Here is a 24134-nt window from a genome sequence, read left to right as displayed (position 1 = left end):
AACCCCGGGCCGCCGCGGGCTGCTATTTGGTCCAGATCACGACGGCGCCACAGCGGTTGGCGAACCCTCCGAACTCGGCCGGAAGGCTGGCCAGTCCCTTGTACACCTCGATCGCTGCGACCTCGATCGGGAGGACACCGATCCCGGTGCCCCGCCGATTGATCCCGTCCACGTACACGGTCATTGGGCAGCCGGAGCTGACACCGATCGCATGGCGCCTGTTTCTCAGTCCGCTACCGACGCCCGGCACCGTCATCATGACCAGGGAAGCGATGGAGTACGGGCGCCAGCGCTCGATGTAGTCCTGCGTAATGTAGTAGCCGTTGCCCGTACGCTCACCCCACCACTTCCGCTCGTAGAAGCCCTTGATCTCGAGGCGACGGGATCTCGTGGCCGTCGCGACGAGCGGCTCCATTTCGATCGGGGCCGGGACCATGCCGATCTCCACCTCGGTCGTGAACCCACCTGGCACGGCGATCGTCCGGGAGAGCGGAGCATAGCCGATCCGGCGCACCCGCAGCACGCGCTCGCCGGGAGGGACATCGGCAAGGATGAAGCGCCCCTGCCGGTCGGTGTCGACGACCGCTGGCCGGCCGAGCACCGAGACTGCCGCCGTGACCACGGGTGCCTCGGTGGACGCGTCGTACAGATGGCCGACGAGCCTCCCCGGCTGGCCTTTCGGCAGGGGGAGACGCAACACAGCCTCGCGCGTCGCATGGGGCTCCAGGGTCACGGTCAGCGGTGCGCCCAGTTCCACGCCGAAGGCTGCCCACAGGGTGGCTTCCTCGACGCCGCCCGGGACGCAGATCCGCACCCGTCCTTCCGGCCCGGCGGTGCCCCCTGGCGGGCGCCAGCGTCTCCACCGTCCAGCGAACGATCACCCCCGCCCCAGGCAGCGGCACCGACGCCGATTCGTCGAGGACGGCAACGCTCAGCCAGGTGTCGGACGGGCAGGTGACAGCCGCCTGTCCCGCCACGGAGTCCGCCCCGGAGCCGAGCTGCGGGGCGGCGGAGATCGCGGCCAGCGCCGCCGACCGCAGCGGCCGGGTCATCGGGTTCACCAACGTCACGCCGCTGCGGCGGATTCCCGGAATGCGGTCCAAGACAAGGTGACCGATGCCCGATGGCTGCCGGCAGCTCGATGTAGTCGGCCGGGAAGAACGTGCCGATTCGGAGCCGTTCGCCCCACAGCTTGCGTTCGTAGAAGCCTCCCGGCTCCCGCCGACGCAGTCTTGTGGCCATTGCGACGAGCGGTTCCATCTCGACCGCGGCCGGCACGATGCCGGTGGGGGGCAATCTCGCGGCATCACTCGAGGGCCGCGTCGATGGCGGCGGCGTGCCGTTCGAGGAAGGCCTCGAACTCCGAGACGAACGCGTCGCAGTCCTCGTCGTCGTGGGCGAGGGAAACCGTGATGAAGCCTCGGCGCGCGACCCAGAACCCGGCGAGCAGCATCTCGAGGTGGAAGAGGTCGCGGGCGGCCTCCGGCGTGGCGGCCGTATCGGCGCGGCAGCGGACCGGCTCGCGCTGGAAGTGGACGGTCATGATCGAACCGCGGCCCGTCACCTGGGCCGGGGCGTCCAGCCGTGCCGCGACGCCGTGGAGGGCGGCTCGAAGGGCATCTCCGCGCTGGGCCAGCCGGCGGACGACCGCGGGTGTGAAAACGTCGCGCAGCCCGACGAGTCCCGCGGCCATGGTGACCGCGTTGTTGTTGTGCGTCCCGTGGTGGCTGAAGTGATCCGGGCGGCGCGGGTCGAACCGGTCCATGAGATCCGGGCGCCCCCCGAACGCTCCGAAAGAGGCCCCGCCGCCGAGGTGCTTGCCGAACGTAGTGAGGTCGGCGTGGATGCCGAGCGCCTCCTGAAGTCCACCCGGAGCCAGCCGCGAGGTCTGCACCTCATCGAAGATCAGCAGCGCACCGCTGCGTTCCGTCGCGTCCCGGAGCGCGCTCAGGAACACGCGGGTCCCCGGGATGCAGCCACCGCCGCCCAGCATGGGCTCGACGAGGACGCACGCGAGCTCGTCGGCGTGCGCATGGATCAGCGACCGCGCCGACTCCGCGTCGTTGTACTCCCCCTCGATCCACTGGAACGGAAGGTTGAGACGCCGATCCGGCCCCATGAAGCTCAGCGGACCGCCGTGGTACCCGCCGTCGAACACGAGAACCTTGTCCCGGCCCGTGACCGCGCGCGCGAGGCTGACGGCCATGAGGTTCGATTCCGTCCCCGAGTTCGTGAACCGCACGCGGTCGACGGACGGGAAGCGCCCGCAGATGAGTTCCGCGAACTCCTGCTGGTTCGGGGTCGGTCCGCCGAGCGTGAGGCCGTTCTTCGCCGCCTCCGCGATGGCGGCCTGGATGGCGGGATTCGAGTGCCCGTAGAGGCCGGCCGTATAGTCGTTCAGGAAGTCGACGTACGCGTGCCCGTCGAGGTCGTACAGCCGGGCCCCCTCCCCCCGCACGATCGTGGCGGGAAAAGGCGCGAAGTGGTTGACCGTGCGGGTGTCCGCCCCCGGAAGGAATTCCGTCGAGCGCTCGAAGCTGGCCTGGCTCAGGGGATTCGCGGCCGTGTACCGCGCGGCCGCGTCCGAGGCGAGTTCCTGCAGCGTCCGGGTCTGGGCCGGGCGTGCGGCCATGAGTTCCGTCCCGCGTTCGGGTCATGCAGCCCTTCCGGGAGCCCGCCCGCAGCGTCGCCCCCGTTGTCCCGCGGAGATTCGCACGGCGGGGGGCAGGTTTCAAGGGGACGGCGGCGGGAGACGGAGGCGCTCGCTCGCACCGGTACGCGCCTCGTATTGTGGGGCGCCCGCACGCCCGCACGCCCGCAGAGGAGACGAACGCCGCGTGGAGAGACGGAGAATCGCCAACACAGACCTGGAAGTGTCCCGTGCCTGCATGGGGACGATGACCTTCGGATCCCAGACGGACGTCGACACCGCCCGTGCGATGGTCGACCTGTGCCTCGAGCGCGGGGTGGACTTCTTCGACACCGCGAACGTGTACAACGGCGGCCGCTCCGAGGAGGTGCTCGGTGAAGTCCTCGGGAGCCGACGCCCCGACATCGTGCTGGCGAGCAAGGTCCGGAACCCGATGGGAGATCCCGTCGAATACACGGGACTGTCGCGCGACGCCATCCGGCGCGGGATCGAGGCCTCGCTGCGGCGGCTGAAGACCGACTATCTGGACATCTATTATCTGCACCTTCCCGACTATGACACACCCATAGAGGAAAGTCTCGCCACGCTCGAGCAACTGCGGGTCGAGGGATTGATCCGCTATCCCGCGACGTCCAACTACAGCGCGTGGCAGATGTGCGAGATGTTCGCGATCTGCGAGCGGGAGGGCTGGGCGCAGCCGTGGATCGCGCAGCCGATGTACAACCTCGCGGCGCGCGGGATCGAGCAGGAATACCTCGCGTTCACGAAGCGCTACGGGATCTCGAACGTCGTCTACAACCCGCTCGCGGGAGGACTGCTCACGGGCAAGCAGAGCCCCGAGGCGCCGCTCCCCGGGACCCGGTTCGACGGGAACCGCATGTACCTGGACCGCTTCTGGCACGACGAGTACTTCCACGCCGTGGCCGAGGTCGAGGGGATCGCGGGAGACGCGGGCCTGACTCCGGTACAACTCGCGCTGGGCTGGCTGCGCGCGCAGGAGGGGGCGGACTGCATCATCCTCGGTGCCTCACGGATGGAACACCTGGAGGAGAACCTCGCCGCGTTCGAGGCTCCGCCGCTCAGCGCGGAGGTGCTCGCCGCCTGTGACGGGGTCTGGGCGCGGCTGCGTGGGCCGACGCCCAGCTACAACCGCTAGAACCGGAGGCGATCGCCGCCGCTAGAACCCGGAATCACGCGCACGATCCGTCCGTCCGGATCGACGACGACGACCGGGCCTCGCCAGATGTCGTCCCCGTACGGAATCAGCCGGTCAGGGTCCATCGCCCGCGCAGCGTCGGCGCTCGGAAGGCGATATGGTTCGGCCCCGGTCGGATCGACCATGTAGCCGATGTCCGCCAGCGACTGGATGGTAATCGCGCTCAACGGTTCCGGCACGCCAAGGTCCGTGTACGGCGTCATGAGTTCCGCCACCAGGACGGTTTCTCTCCAATGGCTGTTACGCGATCCCGGACCGCCGGTGTTCTCCACCGGCACTTTGGCGCCGCCGTAGCCCGTGCCGCCCGCCTCATCGAACGCTTCGATCGCCAAGGGGCCCGTGAAGTGAGTATCCGGCGCCTCCGTGTCCGAGGCGGGATTCCGGAGCAGTCCCAGACGGTCCCAGATGGTGCCGATTCCGAGCACATGCCCCATCTCGTGAAGGATGGTCTCCTCCATGGCGCCGAACTGCTCAAGCCGCTCGAGGTCGGCCGCGTCGAACTCCATTCGGCCGTAAAAGGGCAACGCGGACCCGCTCCGGATCCAGCAGGGTGCGGCTCGTGCCAGGGTCCCGCCGGGACCATCGATCTCGCCAACGGCGGCCAGGATCATCAGTTCATCGATCGTCGCCACATACCGCGCGAACCTCGTATCGTCGCCGCAAGTGAGGGTGCGGTTCGCTCTGAAGTCCGGGAGTTCCGTCGGAGCCAGAATCGTCATCCAGCGCTCGGCCGCCCGGACGAAGGCCGCCCTCTGGGCCCGGGTCACGGACGTTACGAACACGAGTTCGATCTGGAATCCCCGTTCGGAGACGTTGACGGCGAACGAGGACGAGGCGCTCAGGCCTCCCGGATCGCGCGCCGTCACGGTGACGGTCGCAACGCCGCGCGCGCCCGCCGCGACCGCAACGGAGCTGCCGGTCACGGAGACTTCGGCGACCTCGGCGTTCGATGAAGCCGCATCGTAGGAAAGTTCGTCTCCATCCGGGTCGCTGAAGTGCGGAGACACGTCCACCGTCGCCGTCCCGCCGATGGGGACCGCCTGCGCGGGGATCGCGCCCACCGCCTCCGGCGCCTGGTTCGGCACCGTCACCTGGAAGCGCTGCTGCGCGGCCAGGCCCTGCGGGTCGCGCGCCGTCACCGTGACGGTCGCCATGCCCCCCGCGAGCGCGCTGACCACGACCGAACTGCCGGACACTTCGACCCCGGCGACGCCGGCGTTCGATGAGGACGCGGTGTGGGAAAGGGCGTCCCCGTCCGGTTCGCGGAAATACGGAGACACGTCCACCGTCGCCGTCTCGCCCGCGGACACAGCCTGCGCGAAAGGGCGTCCCCGTCCGGTTCGCGGAAATACGGAGACACGTCCACCGTCGCCGTCTCGCCCGCGGACACAGCCTGCGCGGGAATCTCGCCCACCGCCTCGGGCGCCTGGTTCGCGACGGTCACCCGGAAGCGCTGCTGCGCGGCCAGACCCCGTGGATCGCGCGCCGTTACCGTAACGATCGCCACGCCCCTCGCGAGCGAGGTGACCACAACGGAATCGCCCGACACATCGGCGCCGACCACCCCGGCGTTCGATGACGCCGCCGTGTAGGAAAGGGCATCTCCGTCGGGGTCGCGGAAGTAGGACGACACGTCCACCGTCTTCGACTCGCCGACGGGAACGGTCTGAGCGGCGATCGTGCCTACCGCCTCGGGCCCCCGGTTCGGCACCGTCACCTGGACCGTCTGCTGCGCCGCGCCCCCCTCCGGATCGCTCGCGCTTACAGTCATGGTCGCAACGCCCGGGGCGATGGCGCGGATCGTGATCGTCGCCGCGGAGACCGTGACCGTCGCGACGTCGGCATTCGACGAAGTCGCCTTGTAGGTGAGCGGGTCGCCATCCGGATCGCGGAAGTAACCCGATACGTCCACGGATGCCGTCCGGCCCGCGAACACAGTCTGAGCCGGGATCGCCTCCACCGCCTCGGGGCCCCGGTTCGGCACCGTCACCTGGAAGCGCTGCTGCGCGACCAGCCCCCCTGCATCGCGCGCCGTCACCGTGACGGTCGCCACGCCCCTCGCCAACGCCGTGACCACGACGGAATCGCCCGACACATCGGCGCCGACCACCCCGGCGTTCGATGACGCCGCCGTGTAGGAAAGGGCATCTCCGTCGGGGTCGCGGAAGTGCGACGACACGTCCACCGTCTTCGACTCGCCGACGGGAACGGTCTGAGCGGCGATCGTGCCTACCGCCTCGGGCCCCCGGTTCGGCACCGTCACCTGGACCGTCTGCTGCGCCGCGCCCCCCTCCGGATCGCTCGCGCTTACAGTCATGGTCGCAACGCCCGGGGCGATGGCGCGTATCGTGATCGTCGCCGCGGAGACCGTGACCGTCGCGACGTCGGCATTCGACGAAGTCGCCTTGTAGGTGAGCGGGTCGCCATCCGGATCGCGGAAGTAACCCGATACGTCCACGGATGCCGTCCGGCCCGCGAACACAGTCTGAGCCGGGATCGCCTCCACCGCCTCGGGGCCCCGGTTCGGCACCGTCACCTGGAAGCGCTGCTGCGCGACCAGCCCCCCTGCATCGCGCGCCGTCACCGTGACGGTCGCCACGCCCCTCGCCAACGCCGTGACCACGACGGAATCGCCCGACACATCGGCGCCGACCACCCCGGCGTTCGATGACGCCGCCGTGTAGGAAAGGGCATCTCCGTCGGGGTCGCGGAAGTGCGACGACACGTCCACCGCGGCCGTCTCACCGGCGGCAACGATCTGAGCGGGAATCGTACCCACCGCCTGAGGCCCCCGGTTCTGCACGGGGGACGGGCCCACGGTTCCCGGGCCCGCTTCCCCGCAGGCGGCGGCCCATACCACTGCCGCCGCTGCAAGGACCCGTATTCGCTTCCGCGGCCTAACCACCCTGCGAGGAGACAATCTCCCGGCGCCGAGGCGCCGCTATCGCTTCGGCGCTAGCGATCCCTTCGGGTTGCGCGGGCTCGGGGGAGCCTGTCGAGCCGGATCGGATCCCCGGCGGAAGCCTTGAGGGCGTCTCTCATCAGGTCGATGGCCCTGGGGGCTCTTGCCCCGTCCGCCATGTCGGCGCCGCTCTCTTCACCGCGGAGCTCCGCCCAATCGAACAGCGTCGTCACGTCGAACCCCCCGAGCCAGACTTCAGTTACGTTGGCCATGAAGTCGTGGAGCGGAACGCCCCTGAGCGAGAATCCGGTATTCTCGAATCTGATCAGATCCGTGTCTCCCGCGACGAGGGCGAATTCCTGATTCCGGTACGAGAAAGCGATGTCCGTGAATTCCTTCGCACCTTCGCCGATGGCGTTCGAGTTGCCGGCAAAATCCGTGACCGTCACCCATTCACGCTCTTGGCTGTCGCGCACAACCAACCACCAGTTGTCGCCGTCGCTGAAGGTCGAGATTGCCAGCCTCCAGCTCGAGAATCGCTCGTGTCCGGTTGGCCAATACAGCAACGCGATCCCGCTGGCTTCGTTCCTGGCCATTCTGGCCCTGAGCGTCCACTCCGTCACAGGTGTTTCGAGGACGCGGTCTACAGTTCCAACTACGTCCGCAGCCGGGGTCACGTGCAGGATCCCGTCGACCACATCGGCTTCGGCCTGGTAGAGTTCCCAATCGTCCAGGCTGGCGTCGGAGTCGAAGTCGTCGCGGAATCCGGTGCGGGCTTCCACCGTCACTTCCGCGCTCTGGGTCGCGGTCAGGCCGCCGGGATCGGCCGCCGTCACCGTCACCGTCGCGGATCCTTCCGCCACCGCCGTTACCGTCACGCTGCTGCCCTCAAGGCTGACGGCGACCACGGCCGCGTCGCTCGACTCCGCCGCGTACGTCAGTTCGTCCCCGTCCGGATCGCTGAAGAACGGAGACACATCCACCACCACTTCGTCGCCCTCGGTCATCGCCTGCGCCGGAATCGCCCCCACCGCCTCGGGCGCCTGGTTGGCCGCCTCCACGGTCACCTCCGCGCTCTGCGCCGCAGTCAGGCCGTCCGGGTCGGCGGCCGTCACCGTCACCGTCGCCGCCCCCGCCGACACCGCCGTCACCGTCAGGCTGCTGCCCTCAATGCTGGCCGTGAGCACCGTCGCGTCGCTCGACTCCGCCGTGTAGGTCAGTTCGTCCTCGTCCGGATCGCTGAAGAACGAAGACACGTCCAAGGTCACTTCGCCACCGGCCGTCATCGCCTGCGCCGGAATCGTCCCCACCGCCTCGGGCGCCTGGTTGGCCGCCTCCACGGTCACCTCCGCGCTCTGCGCCGCGGTCAGGCCCTCCGGGTCCGCAGCCGTCACCGTCACCGTCGCCGTACCTACCGCCACCGCCGTAACCGTCAGGCTGCTGCCCTCGACGCTGACGGCGACCACGGCCGCGTCGCTCGACTCCGCCGTGTACGTCAGTTCGTCCCCGTCCGGATCGCTGAAGAACGGAGACACATCCACGACCACTTCGTCGCCCTCGGTCATCGTCTGCGCCGGAATCGCTCCCACCGCCTCGGGCGCCTGGTTGGGCGCTTCCACGGTCACCTCCGCGCTCTGCGCCGCGGTCAGGCCCTCCGGGTCCGCAGCCGTCACCGTCACCGTCGCCGTACCTACCGCCACCGCCGTAACCGTCAGGCTGCTGCCCTCAATGCCGGCGGTGACCACGGCCGCGTCGCTCGACTCCGCCGTGTACGTCAGTTCCTCTCCTTCCGGGTCGCTGAAGAAGGAGGACACGTCCAGCGTCACGGCGTCGCCCTCGGTCATCGTCTGCGCGGGAATCGCCCCCGGCGCCTCGGGCGCCTGGTTGGCCTGCCCGACGGCCACTGCCGCGCTCTGCGTCGCGGTCAGGCCCTCCGGGTCCGCAGCCGTCACCGTCACCGTCGCCGTCCCCGCCGCCACCGCCGTCACCGTCAGGCCGCTCCCCGACAGGCTGACGGCGACCACGGCCGCGTCGCTCGACTCCGCCGTGTACGTCAGTTCGTCCCCGTCCGGATCGCTGAAGAATGGGGACACATCCACGACCACTTCGTCGCCCTCGGTCATCGCCTGCGCGGGAATCGCCCCCAGCGCCTCAGGCGCCCGGTTGGCCGCCTCGACCGTCACCTCCGCGCTCTGCGTCGCCGTCAGGCCGCCCGGGTCCGCAGCCGTCACCGTCACCGTCGCCGTCCCCGCCGCCACCGCCGTCACCGTCAGGCCGCTCCCCGACAGGCTGACCGCAACCACGGCCGCGTCGCTCGACTCCGCCGTGTACGTCAGCTCGTCCCCGTCCGGATCGCTGAAGAACGGAGACACATCCACGACCACTTCATCGCCGGCCGTCATCGCCTGCGGAGGAATCGCCCCCACGGCCTCCGGCGCCTGGTTCGCCGCCTCGACCGTCACCTCCGCGCTCTGCGTCGCCGTCAGGCCGCCCGGGTCCGCAGCCGTCACCGTCACCGTCGCCGTCCCCGCCGCCACCGCCGTCACCGTCAGGCCGCTCCCCGACACGCTGACCGCAACCACGGCCGCGTCGCTCGACTCCGCCGTGTACGTCAGCTCGTCCCCGTCCGGATCGCTGAAGAACGCAGACACATCCACGGTCACTTCATCGCCGGCCGTCATCGCCTGCGGAGGAATCGCCCCCACGGCCTCCGGCGCCTGGTTGGCCGCCTCGACCGTCACCTCCACGCTCTGCATGGCCGTCAGGCCGTCCGGGTCGGCCGCCGTCACCGTCACCGTCGCCGTACCCGCCGCCACCGCGGTTGCCGTCAGGCTGCTCCCGGACATGCTCGCGGTCAGCACGTCCGCGTCGCTCGACTCGACCGTGTACGTCAGTTCGTCCCCGTCCGGATCGCTGAAGAAGGAAGACACGTCCACCGTCACCGTCTGGCCGGCCGTCATCGTCTGCGGAGGAATCGCCCCCACGGCCTCGGGCGCCTGGTTGGCCGCCTCCACCGTCACTCCCGCGCTCTGCGTCGCCGTCAGGCCGTCCGGGTCCGTTGCCGTCACCGTCACCGTCGCCGTCCCCGCCGCCACCGCCGTCACCGTCAGGTTGCTGCCGGTCAGCGAGACCGACACCACGCCCGCATCCGACGATGCGGCGGTGTACGTCAGGGTCCCCCCATCCGGGTCGCTGAAGAACGGAGACACGTCCACCGTCACCGACTGGCCCGCGATCATGACCTGCGCCGGGATCGAACCGACCGCCACCGGGGCCACCGGTGGTGGCGGTGGGGGCGGGGGTGGCGGATCCGTTGTCCCGTCTCCTCCACAGGAGGCAATCCCGATGAGAGCCGCGCACATGAGCAACGAACGGGACAGGTCGCGGTATCGGAATCCTTCTTTTCGTGAAGGCCGGCGCCGGATCGATGTTCGTTCACTCATGGGTCTCTACCTCTCCTCGGGGCTAATGTGGCGATCCGAGCCTCATGGACCGGCTAGGGAATCAACATCTTCCATAGTACCGTCCCGGGCCATGGGTGGCACCCCATGTCAAGGGGGCGCGCGAACGCCAGTTTGGCGCGCGCCCAACGCCGCGTGGACGTTCCCCAGCCCATACGCTCCGGGCGTGGACGAACGGCTTGGGCTGGAGCCTCGGCAGTCCCGGGCCCACCGCTCGCTACGGGTCGCGCGGGGAGCCTTCCAGCAGACCCTCGAAGGGACGCTCCTCGCCGCCGTTCTCGGTGCAGACGGCGTAGTGCGTCTCCCCGGATCCGTACATGGCGACGCCGGCCGTCTCTCCCTGTTTGTTGAGGATGAAGAAGCGGACGTCGAAGTTCGGCTGGCCGCGCTCGTTGAGGAGTCGGGATTCGACGGTGTTTGACTTGATCCGCTCGAGGGTCGCCATTCCGGCGTCGAGGGGGCTCATCCCCTGGCGCATGAACTCCACGGCCAGGAAGGACGAGAGGTTGTAGAGGTTCGCCTCGCCCCTGCCCGTCGAGCCGACCGCGCCCACGTCGTTGTCCACGTAGAGACCGGCGCCGAGGATCGGGGAGTCGCCGGTGCGGCCGGGGATCTTCCACGAGAGCCCGCTTGTGGTGGTGACGCCGCAGATGTCGCCGTCCGCGTCCACCGCGTCGCAGTTTGTCGTGCCCCGGAACGAGTGGGCGGGGATGAGCCCCTCGTCGACCATGGCGAGGCCGGCGTCGAGCCTCTTGCGGGGGTCGAGCCAGTGCCCGGGGTCGACCCGGCGGCGCCACTCCAGCCACAGCGCGCGGGACGCTTCCGTGTTGAGGTCTTCCTCTATCTCGAATCCCAGCTGGCGGGCGAACGCCTGGGCTCCGGCCCCGACGAGCAGATGGTGGTCGGTGAGTTCGGCGACCGCCTTCGCGACGAGTGAGGGAGCGCGGACGCCCTCGAGCGCCGCGACGCCGCCGGCCCAGTGGCGGGGCCCGTGCATGCAGCACGCATCGAGTTGGACGACACCGTCGGCGTTGGGGAGTCCGCCGTAGCCGATCCCCATCTCGGTGGGATCGAGTTCGGGGATGTTCACGCCCGCGATGAGGGCGTCGAGCACATCCTCGCCTTCGGTGATCCCCCGGAAGGCGCGCTCGACCGAACTCTCGGGCCCGCCGTTCGTGAAGCGGATCCCGCTGAGGTCGGAGATGACGACCGGTCGCGTGGCCCGGGAGCGTCGGATGGCGGGCGCGCCGAAGCGGTCGGAAGCGCGGGGAGGGCGACTTTCCGCAGCCAGAGCGGCGGGCGCGGCGACTGCGGCCGAAGCCAGGCCGGCGGCGGAGGTCCGAACGAAATCTCGACGGTCCATGCTCATGCTCTCATCCTCGCTTCCGGGGGGCGTGGCCCCACAACATACCATATGCCATCCCCCCATCCGCGAATGGCGGCTGGCGAGACCGGCTGTTATCCCGAAAGGTCGGAAGGTCTTCCTCGATACCGGGATTCTGATCGCGGCGCTGAACCGACGTGACCAGTACCACCGGCAGGCGCGCATCAGGACGGTGTGGGCCACGGATCATCACCTCGGCCTCACCGGAGCCGACATCTTTCCCCGGTCCTGACCCGGTGCCGGTCCACGCTCGTTACGTTCCCGCGGGAACGTCGAGCGAGTCGTCGGGATGAGCCGAGACCGGACGGGAGCAAGCATGAGCATTCGGGTTTGTGTGGGAGGCGCCACCGGCTGGACGGGCGCGAGCATCGTGTCCGCCGTCCTCGATTCGGACGGATTCGAACTGGTGGGCGCGGTGGCGCGCCGGGCAGCGGGCGAGTCGGCGGGTGCCCTCCGGAGTGAGAGGGGCGGTTCCGCGGTCCGCATCGCGGCCACGGTACGGGAGGCGCTCGAGGCCCCGACGGATGTGTACGTCGATTACACCCACCCGACGGCCGTCTACGAGAACGTGATGGTCGCGATCGAGGCGGGCGTGGCGGCGGTGGTGGGCACCTCGGGACTGATGTCGCGGGAGTATGCAGACATCGACCGAGCCGCCCGCGCGCGGGGCGTGGGCGTGATCGCCGCGGGCAACTTCTCGATCACGGCGGCGCTGCTGAAGCACTTCTCGGGGATCGCCGCGCGCCATGTGCCGCACTGGGAGATCGTCGACATGGCGCCGGCCGCGAAACCCGACGCGCCCAGCGGCACGGCACAGGAATTGGCCGAGTTTCTGGGGACGGTTGCGCAGAACGAGTTCGCGAGGCCGGTCGCCGCGACTCTCGGGTCACGGGAGGCGCGCGGCGCCACCATCGGAGGGGCGCAGGTGCATTCGCTGCGGCTCCCGAGCTACGTGATTTCGGTGGAGTCGATCTTTGGACTCCCGGGCGAACGCCTCACGATCCGGCACGACGCGGGCTCGAGCGCCGAACCCTACGTCGGCGGCACCCTCCTCGCCGCGCGGCTGGCGCCGGAGCGGGTGGGGCTGACGCAGGGACTCGACCGGCTGTTGTTCGATCCGCCGCCCGCCGGAGACTGAGGGCCGGAACGGTGCCGGGACGTTCCCGCGGGAACGTCTCAGCCTCCCGGCCGGTTGGCGACGAGCGCGATTCGGGAGCCGTCGGGGCTCACGGCGAGCCGGCTGATGCCCTCGACGCCGAGGTCCGAGAAATCGGCGATCTCCGTCCACTCCGAGCCCTCCGACCGGGCGTAGAGCCGCGACCCATCCCCCATCAGGATCTCGCCTTCGGGAGTCCACGCGTAGTCCTCGCGGCCCGGCAGGGTCCGCGTGATCCGCTCCGAGGTCCCGGCGCCGGGGTCGAGGCGTTCGATCCACCACTCCTCGTCCGAGACCTTGCGCACGAAGGAGATCTCCTCCGTCCCCGGAATCCGGTGGATGGACCGGCCCGGGCGCTCGGCGACGACCTCGGATCTCTCCGCTCACCGCGTCGCCGACCTGGAGCGTGGGCGGACTGCCGAGGATGAACATCGCGACGACGCGTTCGTTGGCCCACGCGTGGTATCCGACCGGCTCGGCGGTGGCGAAGATCGGCCCCAGCGGTTCGCCCGAGAGGTCGTAGCGCCAGAGGTACTGCTTGCCCCGGATCTCGTGGATCGCGGAGAAGGCGTCCTGCCCCGGGATCTGGAGCGCCGAGAACTCGCTCGCCTCCGCGGTGTTCGTGAGCCGCTCCGACGCGCCGGACCCCGCCCCAGGTCCCATGAGGCGCATGATCTCGGTCTGCGTCCGGTCGATCGCCGCCGTGTGGAGGATCGCCGAGCCGTCGAGCAGAAAGCTGGGCTGGTTGTCGTACGCGTCGCGGTCCGTGGCCCGCCCCGGGTCGGGGATCGAGAGCGCCCCGCCCTCCCGGACCAGCGCCGCCATCCAGATGTCCGTGGACGGCGAACCCGCGGCCGTTGGAGTGTATCCCTCCGGCGCCGGCCCGATCTCGGGCATCGGCCCGTCGGGCGGCTCCGCCGGGAAGGAGATCGCCGCCTCCGGCCCACCGGCCACCGCGTCCTCCTGGTCGTCCCCCGGAGCGCAACCCGCTACGGTCAACGCCGCGAGCCCGAGCGCCAAGGCCGTCACCGCGCGCGCGGCCTGCCGGAATCTCATCTGGATCATTCGTCCCGCCCTTCTTCGTCTGTTGCCGCCCATCCGGTCACTCGCACATTGTGTCCGAAGCGCGTCGTGCGGAAGAGCCGCGCGGGTGGCCCGGAGAAACCCGAAGTGGAATGACGTACCGCTGCGGGAAGCCCGGCCGGCGTCGGATCGCGACGCTTCCCATGACGCTGGCGCTCCTCGCGCTCGACCTCGCCCATAACAACCTGTCGGGCGAGATCCCGCCCAAGCTGGGCGATCTCGCCGGCCTGGAACGACTGTGGCTTGAGAAGAACCGCCTCACGGGACGATTTCGCCCGAAATGGGTCGGTTGACGCAGCTTCAAGTGCTCGCTCTGGACCGGCTTGCGACGATCGAGACCGTCGGCACGACCCTCTGTGCCCCCGCGGATCTCGTCTTTCAGGCGTGGATCCAAGGCGTCTCCGGGACGGTGCCTCGTTGTCTGGATGACACGGGCCCCACGACGGTGTACTTGACGCAGGCGGTGCAGTCGAGGTCCGTCCCCGTGCCGTTGGTCACGGGCAGGTCCGCGCTGTTGAGGGTGTTCGTGACGGCCCCGGACTCGACGTCCGCGGTGATCCCGCCGGTGCGGGCCACCTTTCATGTGAACGGTGTGAAGACGTACACGGCGGAGATTCCGGCCGGGGCAGAGGTCACTCCAACGACGGTGAACGAGGGCCGCTGGGCGGGGTCGGCGAACGCGCGCATTCCCGGCGAGGTCATCCGGCCGGGGCTGGAACTGGTGGTCGAGATCGACCCCGGGGGGACGCCGGACGCCGCGCGCGGCGTTGCGCGGCGGATCCCGGAGCAGGGCCGCATGGCGGTCGATGTGCGAGAGATGCCCGTGCTGGATCTCAGGCTGATCCCCTTCCTTTGGAGCGAGGCGCCGGACACGAGGATCGCGGGGACGATCGATGCCGTGGCGGCTAACCCTGAGCGCCATCCGCTCCTGTTCGACACGCGCACGCTTCTGCCTGTCTCCGGTCTGAAGGTGACGGTGCACGAGCCCGTGCCGAGTTCCAGCAGGGAGACGCGCGAACTGTTCTTCCAGACACGCCTGATCCGAATCATGGAGCGTGGAAACGGCCACTACCTGGGCATGATGTCGGGTACGATGAGCGGGCCCCTCGGCCTGGGCGCACTACCGGGGCGGGTGAGTGTCGCGCAGCCCCACGCCCCGACCATCGCACACGAACTCGGACACACCATGAACCTCATGCACGCCCCGTGCGGGAAGCCCTCCGGCATCGACCCAGCGTATCCGCATGCCGACGGGACCATCGGTGACTGGGGTTACGATTACTGGCAGTCACTGGTTGCGCCGTGGGCGTACCGGGACCTTATGTCCTACTGCAGCCCCAGGTGGATCAGCGGTTATCACTTCAACAGGGCGCTCCAGTTTCGTCTGACCTCCCGAGGCTTCCGGCCTGATGCCGCGCCGGAGGGAGTCGCCTTGCGGGAGGGAGACGCGCCGCCCGGTCGCTGCTGTTGTGGGGCGGCGTGGACGCGGCGGGGGCGCCTTTCCTCGAACCCGCGTTCGTGGTTGACGCCCCGACCGCGCTTCCCGAACCCGGCGGCGGCGCGTTCGAGCTTGCGGGATGGACCGCCAGTGGCGACGTGCTGTTCTCGCTGAGCTTCGACATGCCGGAGATCGCCGACGGCGACGGGAGCTCCTCCTTCGTATTCGCGCTCCCGACCGAGGCGCTACGGGCGGGGGCGCCGGCTTCCATCACGCTGTCCGGGCCGGGCGGGACCACGACGCTGGACGGGGACACGGACCGGCCGATGGTCATCCTGCGCGACCCGCAAAGCGGACAGGTGCGCGCCTTCCTGCGCGATCCGCCGCCCGCAGCGCTGGCCGGGAGCGCCGTGGATGTCGCGGCCCTGTCCCCGGAGTCGGGTCTGGAGGCGCTGTTCAGCCGCGGCCTCCCGGGCCCCCGCGAGTGGCGACACTAGCTTGAACATGCCATCGTCCGGCGCCGGGACATCGTCCTCGCGAGCAAGGTCCGGAACCCGATGGGAGATCCCGTCGAATACACGGGACTGTCGCGTGGCAGATGTGCGAGATGTTCGCGATCTGCGAGCGGGAGGGCTGGGCGAAGCCCTGGATCATGCTCTCATCCTCGCTTCCCTGAGTCGCCTGCGGCTCGACTCTATGTTATCATGACTAGAGATGGCGATAACACTCGGGGCTCGGAGAGGCGATCGAAATGATACGAACACAGATTTCGGTGGACGAAGAGCTTTACGAGAGAGCCCGGGAAGCGGCCCGCAGAGAGAGTATTTCGTTCGCCGAGTTGTGCAGGAGAAGCTTGGCCGAGACCCTTTCTCGACAGCCTTGCAGTAAACCGTGGATGGCCTATGTGGGCATGTTCGACGGCGACCCGGAAGACAGTACGACCGTGGATGATGTCGTCTACGGGCGTACGTCACCTTGAGGGGACGCAAGGTCTTCCTCGATACCGGGATTCTGATCGCGGCCCTCAACCGGCGCGACCAATACCACCGCCAGGCGGCTTCGTTGTTCGGAGGTCCCACGCCCCGGTGGCACACGTCGGTGCTGGTGTGGTCGGAGACGTATTCGTGGTTCCTGCACCGCCACGGCGAGGAGCAGGCTCGCGGGTGCCGTCGGTTCCTGCAGAACCTGGACGGACTCGTGCTGCTCGAGGGGACCGCCGGGCTCCACAGCGAGACGTGCCACATGCTGGACCGCCTTCGGGGGGCCCGCCTAACGTACGTGGACGCTTCGAGCCTGGTCCTGATGCAGGAGCTGGACATCAAGATCGCGTGGGCGACCGACCATCACCTGGCGTTGCGGGGAGCCGAGGTCTTCCCCCGGTCATGACCGACCCAGGTTGGCCTCCGGGACGTTCCCGCGGGAACGTGTCGGGGCTTCTGCGCGGCCGCACAGCCGCCGTCTCAGCCTCCCGGCCGGTTGGCGACGATCGAGCGGCCCGGGCGCTCGGCAATGACCCGGATCTCTCCGCTCACGGCATCCCCGACCTGAAGCGTGGGCGGACTGCCGAGGATGAACATCGCAACGACGCGTTCGTTGGCCCACGCGGGGCGGGGTCGACGCGGCAGGCGAACCGTTCCTCGAACCCGCGTTCGTCGTCGACGCTCCGCCCGCGCTTCCTTCGCCCGGTGCCGGCGCGTTCGAGCTTTCGGGACGGACCGCCGATGGCGATGTGCTGTTCTCGCTGAGCTTCGACATGCCGGAGGTCGCCGACGCCGAGGGACGTTCCTCATTCGCCTTCGCGCTCCCCGTGGAGTCGGCGTGGACCGAGGCGCTCGCCTCCATCACGCTCTCCGGCCCCGGGGGCGCCGCCACGCTGGACGGGGGCACGGACCGCCCGATGGTCATCCTGCGCGACCCCCGGAGCGGGCAGGTGCGCGCCTTCCTGCGCGATCCGCCGCCCGCGGCCCTGGCCGGGGGGCGGGTGGACATCGGTGCCCTGTCGCCGGAGCGGGGTCTCGAGGCGCTGTTCAGCCGTGGCCTTCCGGACGCTCCCGCATGGCGACGCTGAGCCGACCCGAAGAGGCCCCTTCCGGCCCGCGACGAGTTCTCTGGCTCCTGCCGGCGCTGGCGCTGCTTGCCCCCGCTCTCCTGCTCTCTTGCGGCGACAGTTCGACGGCGCCCCCTCCCCCTCCGCCTCCTGACGTCCCCCGGCCGACGTCCGTCTCGATTTCTCCGGCGTCCGCTACCCTCTCGGCGCTGGACGAGACCGTACAGCTGACTGCGGAAGTTCGAGACCAGAACCAGCGCCCGATCTCCGGTGCGACCGTCACCTGGACGAACAGCGACGACTCGGTCGTGGCCGTGAACGCTTCCGGGTTGGCCCGCGCCGTCGGCAACGGCGAGGCGACGATCACGGCTTCGGCCGGTGCATCCGCGGCGGGCACGGCGACCATCACGGTGTTGCAGACGGCCGGCACGATCTCGGTCTCTCCGGCCGCAGACACGCTGGTGGCGGGCGACACCCTGCGGCTGTCGGCGGAGGCGTTAGACGCAAATGGACGCGCCGTTTCGGGGGCGGCGTTCTCCTGGTCGTCCAGCGACCCCGCCGTGGCGACGGTCGACACGACCGGCCTGGTGACGGCAGTGAGTGCCGGTGGAGCCGCTATAGCCGCCACGTCCAGCCGTGCAAGCGGGCACATGGAGCTTCTCGTCATCGCGCCCGCCCCGGCCACGATCAACGTGAGCCCCGATACGGTGGCGCTGGCGGCGTTGGGAGACACGGTCCGGCTTTCGGCCGCGGTCCTCGACCAACTGGGACGAGTGATCGGGGACGCGGCGGTCTCATGGTCGAGCGCAGACGAATCCGTCGCGACCGTGGACTCCGCCGGGCTGGTTGTTGCCGCGGGCGAGGGTACGACCGGCGTTACGGCCACGTCGGGGGAGGCCTCCGGGGTTGCGGCGGTGTCGGTGATGCAGGCGGTGAGCACGGTGTCCGTCTTCCCGGCCGCAGACACGCTGGTGGCGGGCGACACCCTGCGGCTGTCGGCGGAGGCGTTAGACGCAAATGGACGCGCCGTTTCGGGGGCGGCGTTCTCCTGGTCGTCCAGCGACCCCGCCGTGGCGACGGTCGACACGACCGGCCTGGTGACGGCAGTGAGTGCCGGTGGAGCCGCTATAGCCGCCACGTCCAGCCGTGCAAGCGGGCACATGGAGCTTCTCGTCATCGCGCCCGCCCCGGCCACGATCAACGTGAGCCCCGATACGGTGGCGCTGGCGGCGTTGGGAGACACGGTCCGGCTTTCGGCCGCGGTCCTCGACCAACTGGGACGAGTGATCGGGGACGCGGCGGTCTCATGGTCGAGCGCAGACGAATCCGTCGCGACCGTGGACTCCGCCGGGCTGGTTGTTGCCGCGGGCGAGGGTACGACCGGCGTTACGGCCACGTCGGGGGAGGCCTCCGGGGTTGCGGCGGTGTCGGTGATGCAGGCGGTGAGCACGGTGTCCGTCTTCCCGGCCGCAGACACGCTGGTGGCGGGCGACACCCTGCGGCTGTCGGCGGAGGCGTTAGACGCAAATGGACGCGCCGTTTCGGGGGCGGCGTTCTCCTGGTCGTCCAGCGACCCCGCCGTGGCGACGGTCGACACGACCGGCCTGGTGACGGCAGTGAGTGCCGGTGGAGCCGCTATAGCCGCCACGTCCAGCCGTGCAAGCGGGCACATGGAGCTTCTCGTCATCGCGCCCGCCCCGGCCACGATCAACGTGAGCCCCGATACGGTGGCGCTGGCGGCGTTGGGAGACACGGTCCGGCTTTCGGCCGCGGTCCTCGACCAACTGGGACGAGTGATCGGGGACGCGGCGGTCTCATGGTCGAGCGCAGACGAATCCGTCGCGACCGTGGACTCCGCCGGGCTGGTTGTTGCCGCGGGCGAGGGTACGACCGGCGTTACGGCCACGTCGGGGGAGGCCTCCGGGGTTGCGGCGGTATCGGTGATGCAGACCGCCAACTCCGTGGTGGTGTCACCGGCGGCGGATACCATCGCTCCCGGCGACACACTGCGGCTCGCGGCGGAGGCGTTAGACGCAAATGGACGCGCCGTTTCGGGGGCGGCGTTCTCCTGGTCATCGAGCGAACCCGCCGTCGCGACGGTGGACGGCGTGGGGCTGGTGACCGCGGCCAGCCCCGGTGAGGCCGCTATCACCGCCACGTCTGGCGGCGCCAGCGGGCATATGGAGCTGCTCGTCATCGCACCCGCGGCCACCGCAATCGACGTGACGCCCCCCATGGTGGCGTTGGAGGCGCTGGGAGACACCGTCCGGCTCGCGGCCGAAGTATACGATCAACTTGGACGCGTGATCGAGGACGCAGTCGTCTCCTGGTCCAGCGACGACGAATCCGTCGTGACCGCAGACCCGAACGGGCTGGTGACAGCGGTCGGCGAGGGTACGGCGACCATCGCCGCGGCGTCGGGCGCGGCCTCGGGGTCCGTCCCGGTCTCGGTGATGCGAATCGCCGCCTCCGTCGTTGTGTCGCCCGCCACGGGCGCCGTAGCGTCTGGCGCTACCCTCCGCCTCACGGCGGCGGCATTTGATTGGAATGGGCACGTTGTGGAGGGAGCAGAGTTCTCCTGGTCGTCGAGCGACCCGTCCGTGGCGACAGTCGGCGCCGCGGGACTGGTACACGGCGCCGGCCCAGGCATCGCCACGATTACCGCGCGCTCGGGGAGGGCGAAGGGGACCTCGCAGATCGCCGTGGGCAACCCGGATCGAGCAGCGCTCGTGGCGTTTTACCATGCGACCGACGGGCGGTACTGGTCCCGCAGCGACAACTGGCTTACCGAAGCCCCGGTGGCGGAGTGGTACGGCATTCGAGTCGATGACCAGGGACGGGTCTCACACTTGCAACTTCCCGACAACAACATCGCCGGCCGGATGCCATGGCAACTCGGCCACCTCGCCACTGTCCGAGAACTGGACCTTGCGCATAACGGACTCGCAGGTCCGATCCCGCCGCAGCTTGGCAACCTTCAACGACTCGAGGTGCTGCGACTCCGGGGGAACCAACTCACGGGATCGATCCCGAGCGAGCTCGGCAACCTCGCCAACCTTCGGCGGATGGACCTCAACAACAACCGGCTGTCGGGTCCGATCCCCAGCGACCTGGGCAAACTCGACAGACTGGAGAGCTTGGGACTCATTTCGAACCAGTTAACGGGCTCCATCCCGCCGGAACTGGGTAACCTCGCCCGGCTGTGGAACCTGAACCTGGCGTACAATCAACTCACGGGCCCAATCCCGAGCGAGCTCGGCGACCTCGTCAACGTCGGACATGTTCATCTCGAGCTCAACGAACTCACGGGATCGATCCCGCCGGAACTCGGCAATCTTCCCGAGCTGGAGCGGATGAACCTCGCGGGTAACGAACTCACGGGCTCCATCCCGCCGGAACTCGGCGATCTTCCCAAGCTGGAGCGGCTGAGCCTCGGCGGCAACCAACTTACGGGATCGATCCCGCGCGAACTCGGCGACCTCACGAACCTCAGCCAGCTGGAGCTCAACGGCAACCGGCTCACGGGCTCCATCCCTCCGGAACTCGGTGACCTCACGAACCTCAGCCGGCTGTATTTGCTGGACAACCGGCTCACCGGGCCGATCCCTCCGGAACTCGGCAACCTTGTCAAGCTGCACAGATTCTGGCTCAACGCGAACCGGCTGACGGGTCCCTTGCCCCGGAGCTTCCTTGCACTGACCGAATTGGAACGACTCGTGTTCGAGGGTAACGACGGCGTCTGCGCGCCGGGTACTTCAGCCTTCGTCGCGTGGCTCGGGCACATTGACCTGGTTGCCGGACCGCTTTGCAACGAGGCGGACGAGGTCGCACTGATCGAGTTGTTCGAGGCCACCGGCGGCGATAGCTGGACGAGATCGGACGGTTGGCCCGGCGACGGCGCGCTCACCGAATGGTACGGGGTCGCCACCGATTCCCTCGGTCACGTGCTGACGCTGGACCTGACCCGGAACGAGCTCGTGGGAAGACTTCCATCGGCGCTTGCTCAACTTACTCGATTGCACGCACTGCGGATCGGCGGCAACGCGCTCGTGGGCCAGTTGCAAGTAGGACTGGCGCAGCTACCGCTTCAGGAGTTCAGCTACTCCGACACCAGGTTGTGCGTACCTCGCGACTCATCGTTCCAGGCATGGCTCAACTCCCTCCCGGCGCACGAGGGCACCGGCGAAACCTGCGGAGATCTCTCGGATCGAGACATACTCGTCGCGCTGTACGAGGCGGCCGGGGGACCGCGCTGGAAGAAAAGCGACAACTGGCTGACCGACGCTCCGCTCGACCAGTGGTACGGCGTTTCGGTCGACGCGGAAGGCCGCGTTTCTGGACTCGGCTTCTTTCAGAACAACCTGACCGGTACGATCCCGCCGGAACTCGTCGGGCTCGCCAACTTGCGGGAGCTGGACCTCAGGGGGAACGAACTCACGGGGCCGATCCCGCCGGAACTAGCCGACCTCGCCAACCTCACGAGTCTGCACCTCTCCTCCAACCGACTGACGGGCACGATCCCGCCGGAACTCGCTAACCTTGTCAAGCTGCATGCCTTGTGGCTCGGCGGTAACCGGCTGAGCGGTCCGATCCCGCGGGAACTCGGAAACCTCGCCAGCCTCGAAGAGCTATTGCTCTGGAACGCCGGACTCAGTGGGCGCATCCCGGCCGAACTCGGCAATCTCGTCAGCCTGAAACGCCTCAGCCTGTCGGGCAATTCACTGACGGGTCCGATCCCGCCGGAACTCGGCAATCTGACCAACCTGGGTCGTCTCGAGCTGTTCCGGAACGAACTGACAGATCCGATCCCGCCGGAACTCGCCAAACTCCAGAACCTCAGTCAACTGGACCTCTGGGGGAACCAGTTCCAAGGACCGATACCGCCGGAACTCGGAGACCTCCGGAAGCTGATGGAACTGGACCTCTCGTGGAACCAGTTCTCAGGCTCGATTCCGCCGGAACTCGGTGACCTCGCCAACCTGCGGCAGCTCTCGCTGGCGACGAACAGCCTGACAGGACCGATCCCACCGGAACTCGGTAACCTTGCCTATCTTGAGGGACTGAACCTCTCGTATAACCGACTCACGGGTCCGATACCGCCGGAACTCGGCCGCCTGATCCGCGTGGCGGAAGTTCGGCTATCGGACAATCCGGGACTGTCCGGCCCCCTCCCGTCAAGCCTGATGGCGCTCGTTCGACTCGAGACCCTGTTTGTGAAGGGTACAGACCTGTGTGCGCCGCCGGACAACGACTTTCGGACCTGGCTGGAAGGCGTCGCGAACCGGCATGTGCCTTTCTGCCTCGACGGCGAAGGGCGGGCGACCGCGTATCTGACGCAAGCCACACAGTCGCGGACGTCCCGGGTGCCGCTGGTTGCGGGCGAACGCGCGCTATTGCGGACATTCGTGACCGCCCAGCGCGCCACGTCTTTGGAGATCCCACGCACGCGAGCCACTTTCTTTTTGAACGGCTCGGAGGCGCATGTCGCGGAGATCCCCGGTCGGACCACGGCCATACCGACCGAAGTGGACGAGGGCGACCTCGCGGCTTCAGCCAACGTGGAAATCCCGGGGGAGGTCATCCACCCGGGGCTGGAGATGGTGGTCGAGATCGACCCGGAGGGTACCCTGCCCGCCCGACTCGGCGTCGTGCAACGGATCCCGGAAGCGGGCCGGCTGGGCGTGGACGTTCGAGAGATGCCCGAGTTGGACCTTACGCTGATCCCGTTCCTGTGGAGTCAGGCACCGGACTCGACGATTCTGGCGACGGTTGAGGCGATGGCGGCCGACGCCGAGGGCCACGAACTGCTCTTCGACACCCATACCCTGCTACCGGTGGGCGACCTGAAAGTGACGGCACACGAGCCCGTGGTGAGTTCAAGCAACGACCCCGAGGTACTGGTTCGGGAGACCCGGGCGATCCGCATTATGGAGGGCGCAACGAGCCACTACATGGGCCTGCTTCCCGACCACGAGCGGGAAGGCGTCATCGGGATTGCCTTCCGCCCTGGGCGATCGACGTTTTCGGTGGCTCGCTCGTCGGTCATCGCGCACGAACTTGGGCACAACATGTCGCTCGAACACGCTCCCTGTAACGTTGTCGGTCCTGTCGACTACCCCCACCAGGGGGGAACGATCGGGGTGTGGGGATACGATTTCCGTGACGGTGGTCGTCTGGTCCCCTCAGACACGGCCGACCTGATGTCCTATTGCCACCCCCAATGGATCAGCGACTACCACTTCTCCCGGGCGCTCCGTTACCGCCTCGCCGATGAGGGGACCGGACCCGCCGCCGGGGACGGCCGCCGGGTCCAGTCGCTCCTGCTCTGGGGTGGCGCGGACGAGGACAGTATGCCCTTCCTCGAGCCTGCGTTCGTCGTCGACGCGCCTGCCGCGCTCCCGCCAACCAGCGGCGGCGAGTTCGAGTTGGCGGGACGGGCCGCCGACGGCGATGTGCTGTTTTCACTGGGCTTCGACATGCCGGAGATCCCCGACGCCGAGGGACGCTCCTCCTTCGTGTTCGCGCTCCCCGTCGAGGCGGCCTGGGCCGGGGAGCTTGCCTCCATTGCGCTCAGCGGTCCCGGTGGAGACGTCACCCTGGACGGGGACACGGACCGGCCGATGGTCATCCTGCGCGACCCGCGAAGCGGACAGGTGCGCGCCTTCCTGCGCGATCCGGCGCCCGCCGCGCTCGCCGGGGGTGCCGTGGATGTTGGGGCCCTGTCACCGGAGCGGGGCCTGGAGGCGCTGTTCAGCCGCGGCCTTCCGGGGCCCCGCGCCTGGCGACGCTGAGCCGAC

Annotated in this window: 16 protein-coding genes; 9 read left to right on the top strand and 7 right to left on the bottom strand. The window is 69.0% G+C overall.

Features of this window, described 5'->3' with window-relative positions:
* Positions 1–22: 22 nt before the first annotated feature.
* Positions 23–814, bottom strand: a complete 792-nt coding sequence (locus tag ACOQPP_RS19505; protein ID WP_420637249.1) for a carboxypeptidase regulatory-like domain-containing protein — start codon at positions 812–814, stop codon at positions 23–25.
* A 140-nt stretch (positions 815–954) separates the two neighbouring features.
* Between ACOQPP_RS19505 and ACOQPP_RS19500 the strand changes: the two genes are divergently transcribed.
* Entirely contained in the window at positions 955–1113 is a 159-nt protein-coding gene (locus ACOQPP_RS19500) for a hypothetical protein (protein WP_420637248.1), read from the top strand.
* 193 nt (positions 1114–1306) lie between these two features.
* On the opposite strand, the gene ACOQPP_RS19495 is transcribed toward ACOQPP_RS19500, so the two are convergent.
* A complete protein-coding gene (locus tag ACOQPP_RS19495) occupies positions 1307–2632 on the bottom strand; it encodes an aspartate aminotransferase family protein (RefSeq protein ID WP_419164577.1) in 1326 nt (441 codons plus the stop codon).
* A gap of 205 nt (positions 2633–2837) precedes the next feature.
* Between ACOQPP_RS19495 and ACOQPP_RS19490 the strand changes: the two genes are divergently transcribed.
* Positions 2838–3806 (top strand): aldo/keto reductase, encoded by a 969-nt coding sequence (locus ACOQPP_RS19490; RefSeq protein WP_419164576.1) that lies wholly within the window; start codon positions 2838–2840, stop codon positions 3804–3806.
* Here ACOQPP_RS19490 and ACOQPP_RS19485 read toward each other — a convergent pair.
* The 4 genes from ACOQPP_RS19485 to ACOQPP_RS19470 all read right to left on the bottom strand — a co-directional run bounded on the left by ACOQPP_RS19485 (position 3803) and on the right by ACOQPP_RS19470 (position 11598).
* Complete coding sequence (locus ACOQPP_RS19485) at positions 3803–5020, bottom strand: leishmanolysin-related zinc metalloendopeptidase (RefSeq protein ID WP_420637247.1); 1218 nt, start codon at positions 5018–5020, stop codon at positions 3803–3805. The two genes, ACOQPP_RS19490 and ACOQPP_RS19485, sit on opposite strands and share 4 nt — an antisense overlap.
* Entirely contained in the window at positions 5002–6684 is a 1683-nt protein-coding gene (locus ACOQPP_RS19480) for an Ig-like domain-containing protein (protein ID WP_420637246.1), read from the bottom strand. Before ACOQPP_RS19480 ends, ACOQPP_RS19485 begins: the two co-directional genes overlap by 19 nt.
* Positions 6685–6821: 137 nt before the next feature.
* Positions 6822–10037 (bottom strand): Ig-like domain-containing protein, encoded by a 3216-nt coding sequence (locus tag ACOQPP_RS19475; RefSeq protein WP_420637245.1) that lies wholly within the window; start codon positions 10035–10037, stop codon positions 6822–6824.
* Positions 10038–10446: 409 nt separating this feature from the next.
* Positions 10447–11598, bottom strand: a complete 1152-nt coding sequence (locus ACOQPP_RS19470; protein WP_419164573.1) for a N(4)-(beta-N-acetylglucosaminyl)-L-asparaginase — start codon at positions 11596–11598, stop codon at positions 10447–10449.
* A gap of 331 nt (positions 11599–11929) precedes the next feature.
* Between ACOQPP_RS19470 and dapB the strand changes: the two genes are divergently transcribed.
* Positions 11930–12751 carry a 4-hydroxy-tetrahydrodipicolinate reductase gene (gene dapB, locus ACOQPP_RS19465; protein WP_420637244.1) on the top strand — a complete coding sequence of 274 codons (822 nt, stop codon included), beginning with the start codon at positions 11930–11932 and terminating at the stop codon, positions 12749–12751.
* A 38-nt stretch (positions 12752–12789) separates the two neighbouring features.
* Here the strand turns inward: dapB and ACOQPP_RS19460 are convergent, their stop codons facing one another.
* A complete protein-coding gene (locus ACOQPP_RS19460; RefSeq protein WP_420637243.1) occupies positions 12790–13074 on the bottom strand; it encodes a hypothetical protein in 285 nt (94 codons plus the stop codon).
* Positions 13075–13944: 870 nt separating this feature from the next.
* Here ACOQPP_RS19460 and ACOQPP_RS19455 point away from each other — a divergent pair.
* The 6 genes from ACOQPP_RS19455 (at position 13945) to ACOQPP_RS19430 (ending at position 24128) form a co-directional block, all read left to right on the top strand.
* On the top strand, positions 13945–14145 hold the full coding sequence (locus ACOQPP_RS19455; protein WP_420637242.1) for a hypothetical protein: 201 nt from the start codon (positions 13945–13947) through the stop codon (positions 14143–14145).
* Positions 14142–15464 (top strand): hypothetical protein, encoded by a 1323-nt coding sequence (locus tag ACOQPP_RS19450; protein WP_420637241.1) that lies wholly within the window; start codon positions 14142–14144, stop codon positions 15462–15464. The genes ACOQPP_RS19455 and ACOQPP_RS19450 overlap by 4 nt, the downstream gene beginning before the upstream one ends.
* Entirely contained in the window at positions 15449–15787 is a 339-nt protein-coding gene (locus ACOQPP_RS19445; protein WP_420637240.1) for a hypothetical protein, read from the top strand. Before ACOQPP_RS19450 ends, ACOQPP_RS19445 begins: the two co-directional genes overlap by 16 nt.
* A gap of 478 nt (positions 15788–16265) precedes the next feature.
* Complete coding sequence (locus ACOQPP_RS19440) at positions 16266–16676, top strand: type II toxin-antitoxin system VapC family toxin (protein ID WP_419164568.1); 411 nt, start codon at positions 16266–16268, stop codon at positions 16674–16676.
* A 343-nt stretch (positions 16677–17019) separates the two neighbouring features.
* On the top strand, positions 17020–17358 hold the full coding sequence (locus tag ACOQPP_RS19435; protein ID WP_420637239.1) for a hypothetical protein: 339 nt from the start codon (positions 17020–17022) through the stop codon (positions 17356–17358).
* Entirely contained in the window at positions 17346–24128 is a 6783-nt protein-coding gene (locus ACOQPP_RS19430; RefSeq protein ID WP_420637238.1) for an Ig-like domain-containing protein, read from the top strand. Before ACOQPP_RS19435 ends, ACOQPP_RS19430 begins: the two co-directional genes overlap by 13 nt.
* Positions 24129–24134 lie beyond the last annotated feature (6 nt).

Origin of the sequence: Candidatus Palauibacter sp. (assembly GCF_965222475.1) — a bacterium.
Classification (GTDB): Bacteria; Gemmatimonadota; Gemmatimonadetes; order Palauibacterales; family Palauibacteraceae; genus Palauibacter.
The sequence above is the reverse complement of the archived record's forward strand: the minus strand, read 5'-3'. Positions and strand labels throughout refer to the sequence as shown.

What these genes read in the sequence shown, in the direction of transcription:
- ACOQPP_RS19470 (WP_419164573.1), bottom strand. Translation starts at nt 11,598, where the DNA reads ATGAGCATGGACCGTCGAGATTTCGTTCGGACCTCCGCCGCCGGCCTG.
- ACOQPP_RS19495 (WP_419164577.1), bottom strand. Translation starts at nt 2,632, where the DNA reads ATGGCCGCACGCCCGGCCCAGACCCGGACGCTGCAGGAACTCGCCTCG.
- ACOQPP_RS19455 (WP_420637242.1), top strand. Translation starts at nt 13,945, where the DNA reads ATGACGTACCGCTGCGGGAAGCCCGGCCGGCGTCGGATCGCGACGCTT.
- ACOQPP_RS19430 (WP_420637238.1), top strand. Translation starts at nt 17,346, where the DNA reads ATGGCGACGCTGAGCCGACCCGAAGAGGCCCCTTCCGGCCCGCGACGA.
- ACOQPP_RS19485 (WP_420637247.1), bottom strand. Translation starts at nt 5,020, where the DNA reads ATGGCGACCGTCACGGTGACGGCGCGCGACCCGCAGGGCCTGGCCGCG.
- dapB (WP_420637244.1), top strand. Translation starts at nt 11,930, where the DNA reads ATGAGCATTCGGGTTTGTGTGGGAGGCGCCACCGGCTGGACGGGCGCG.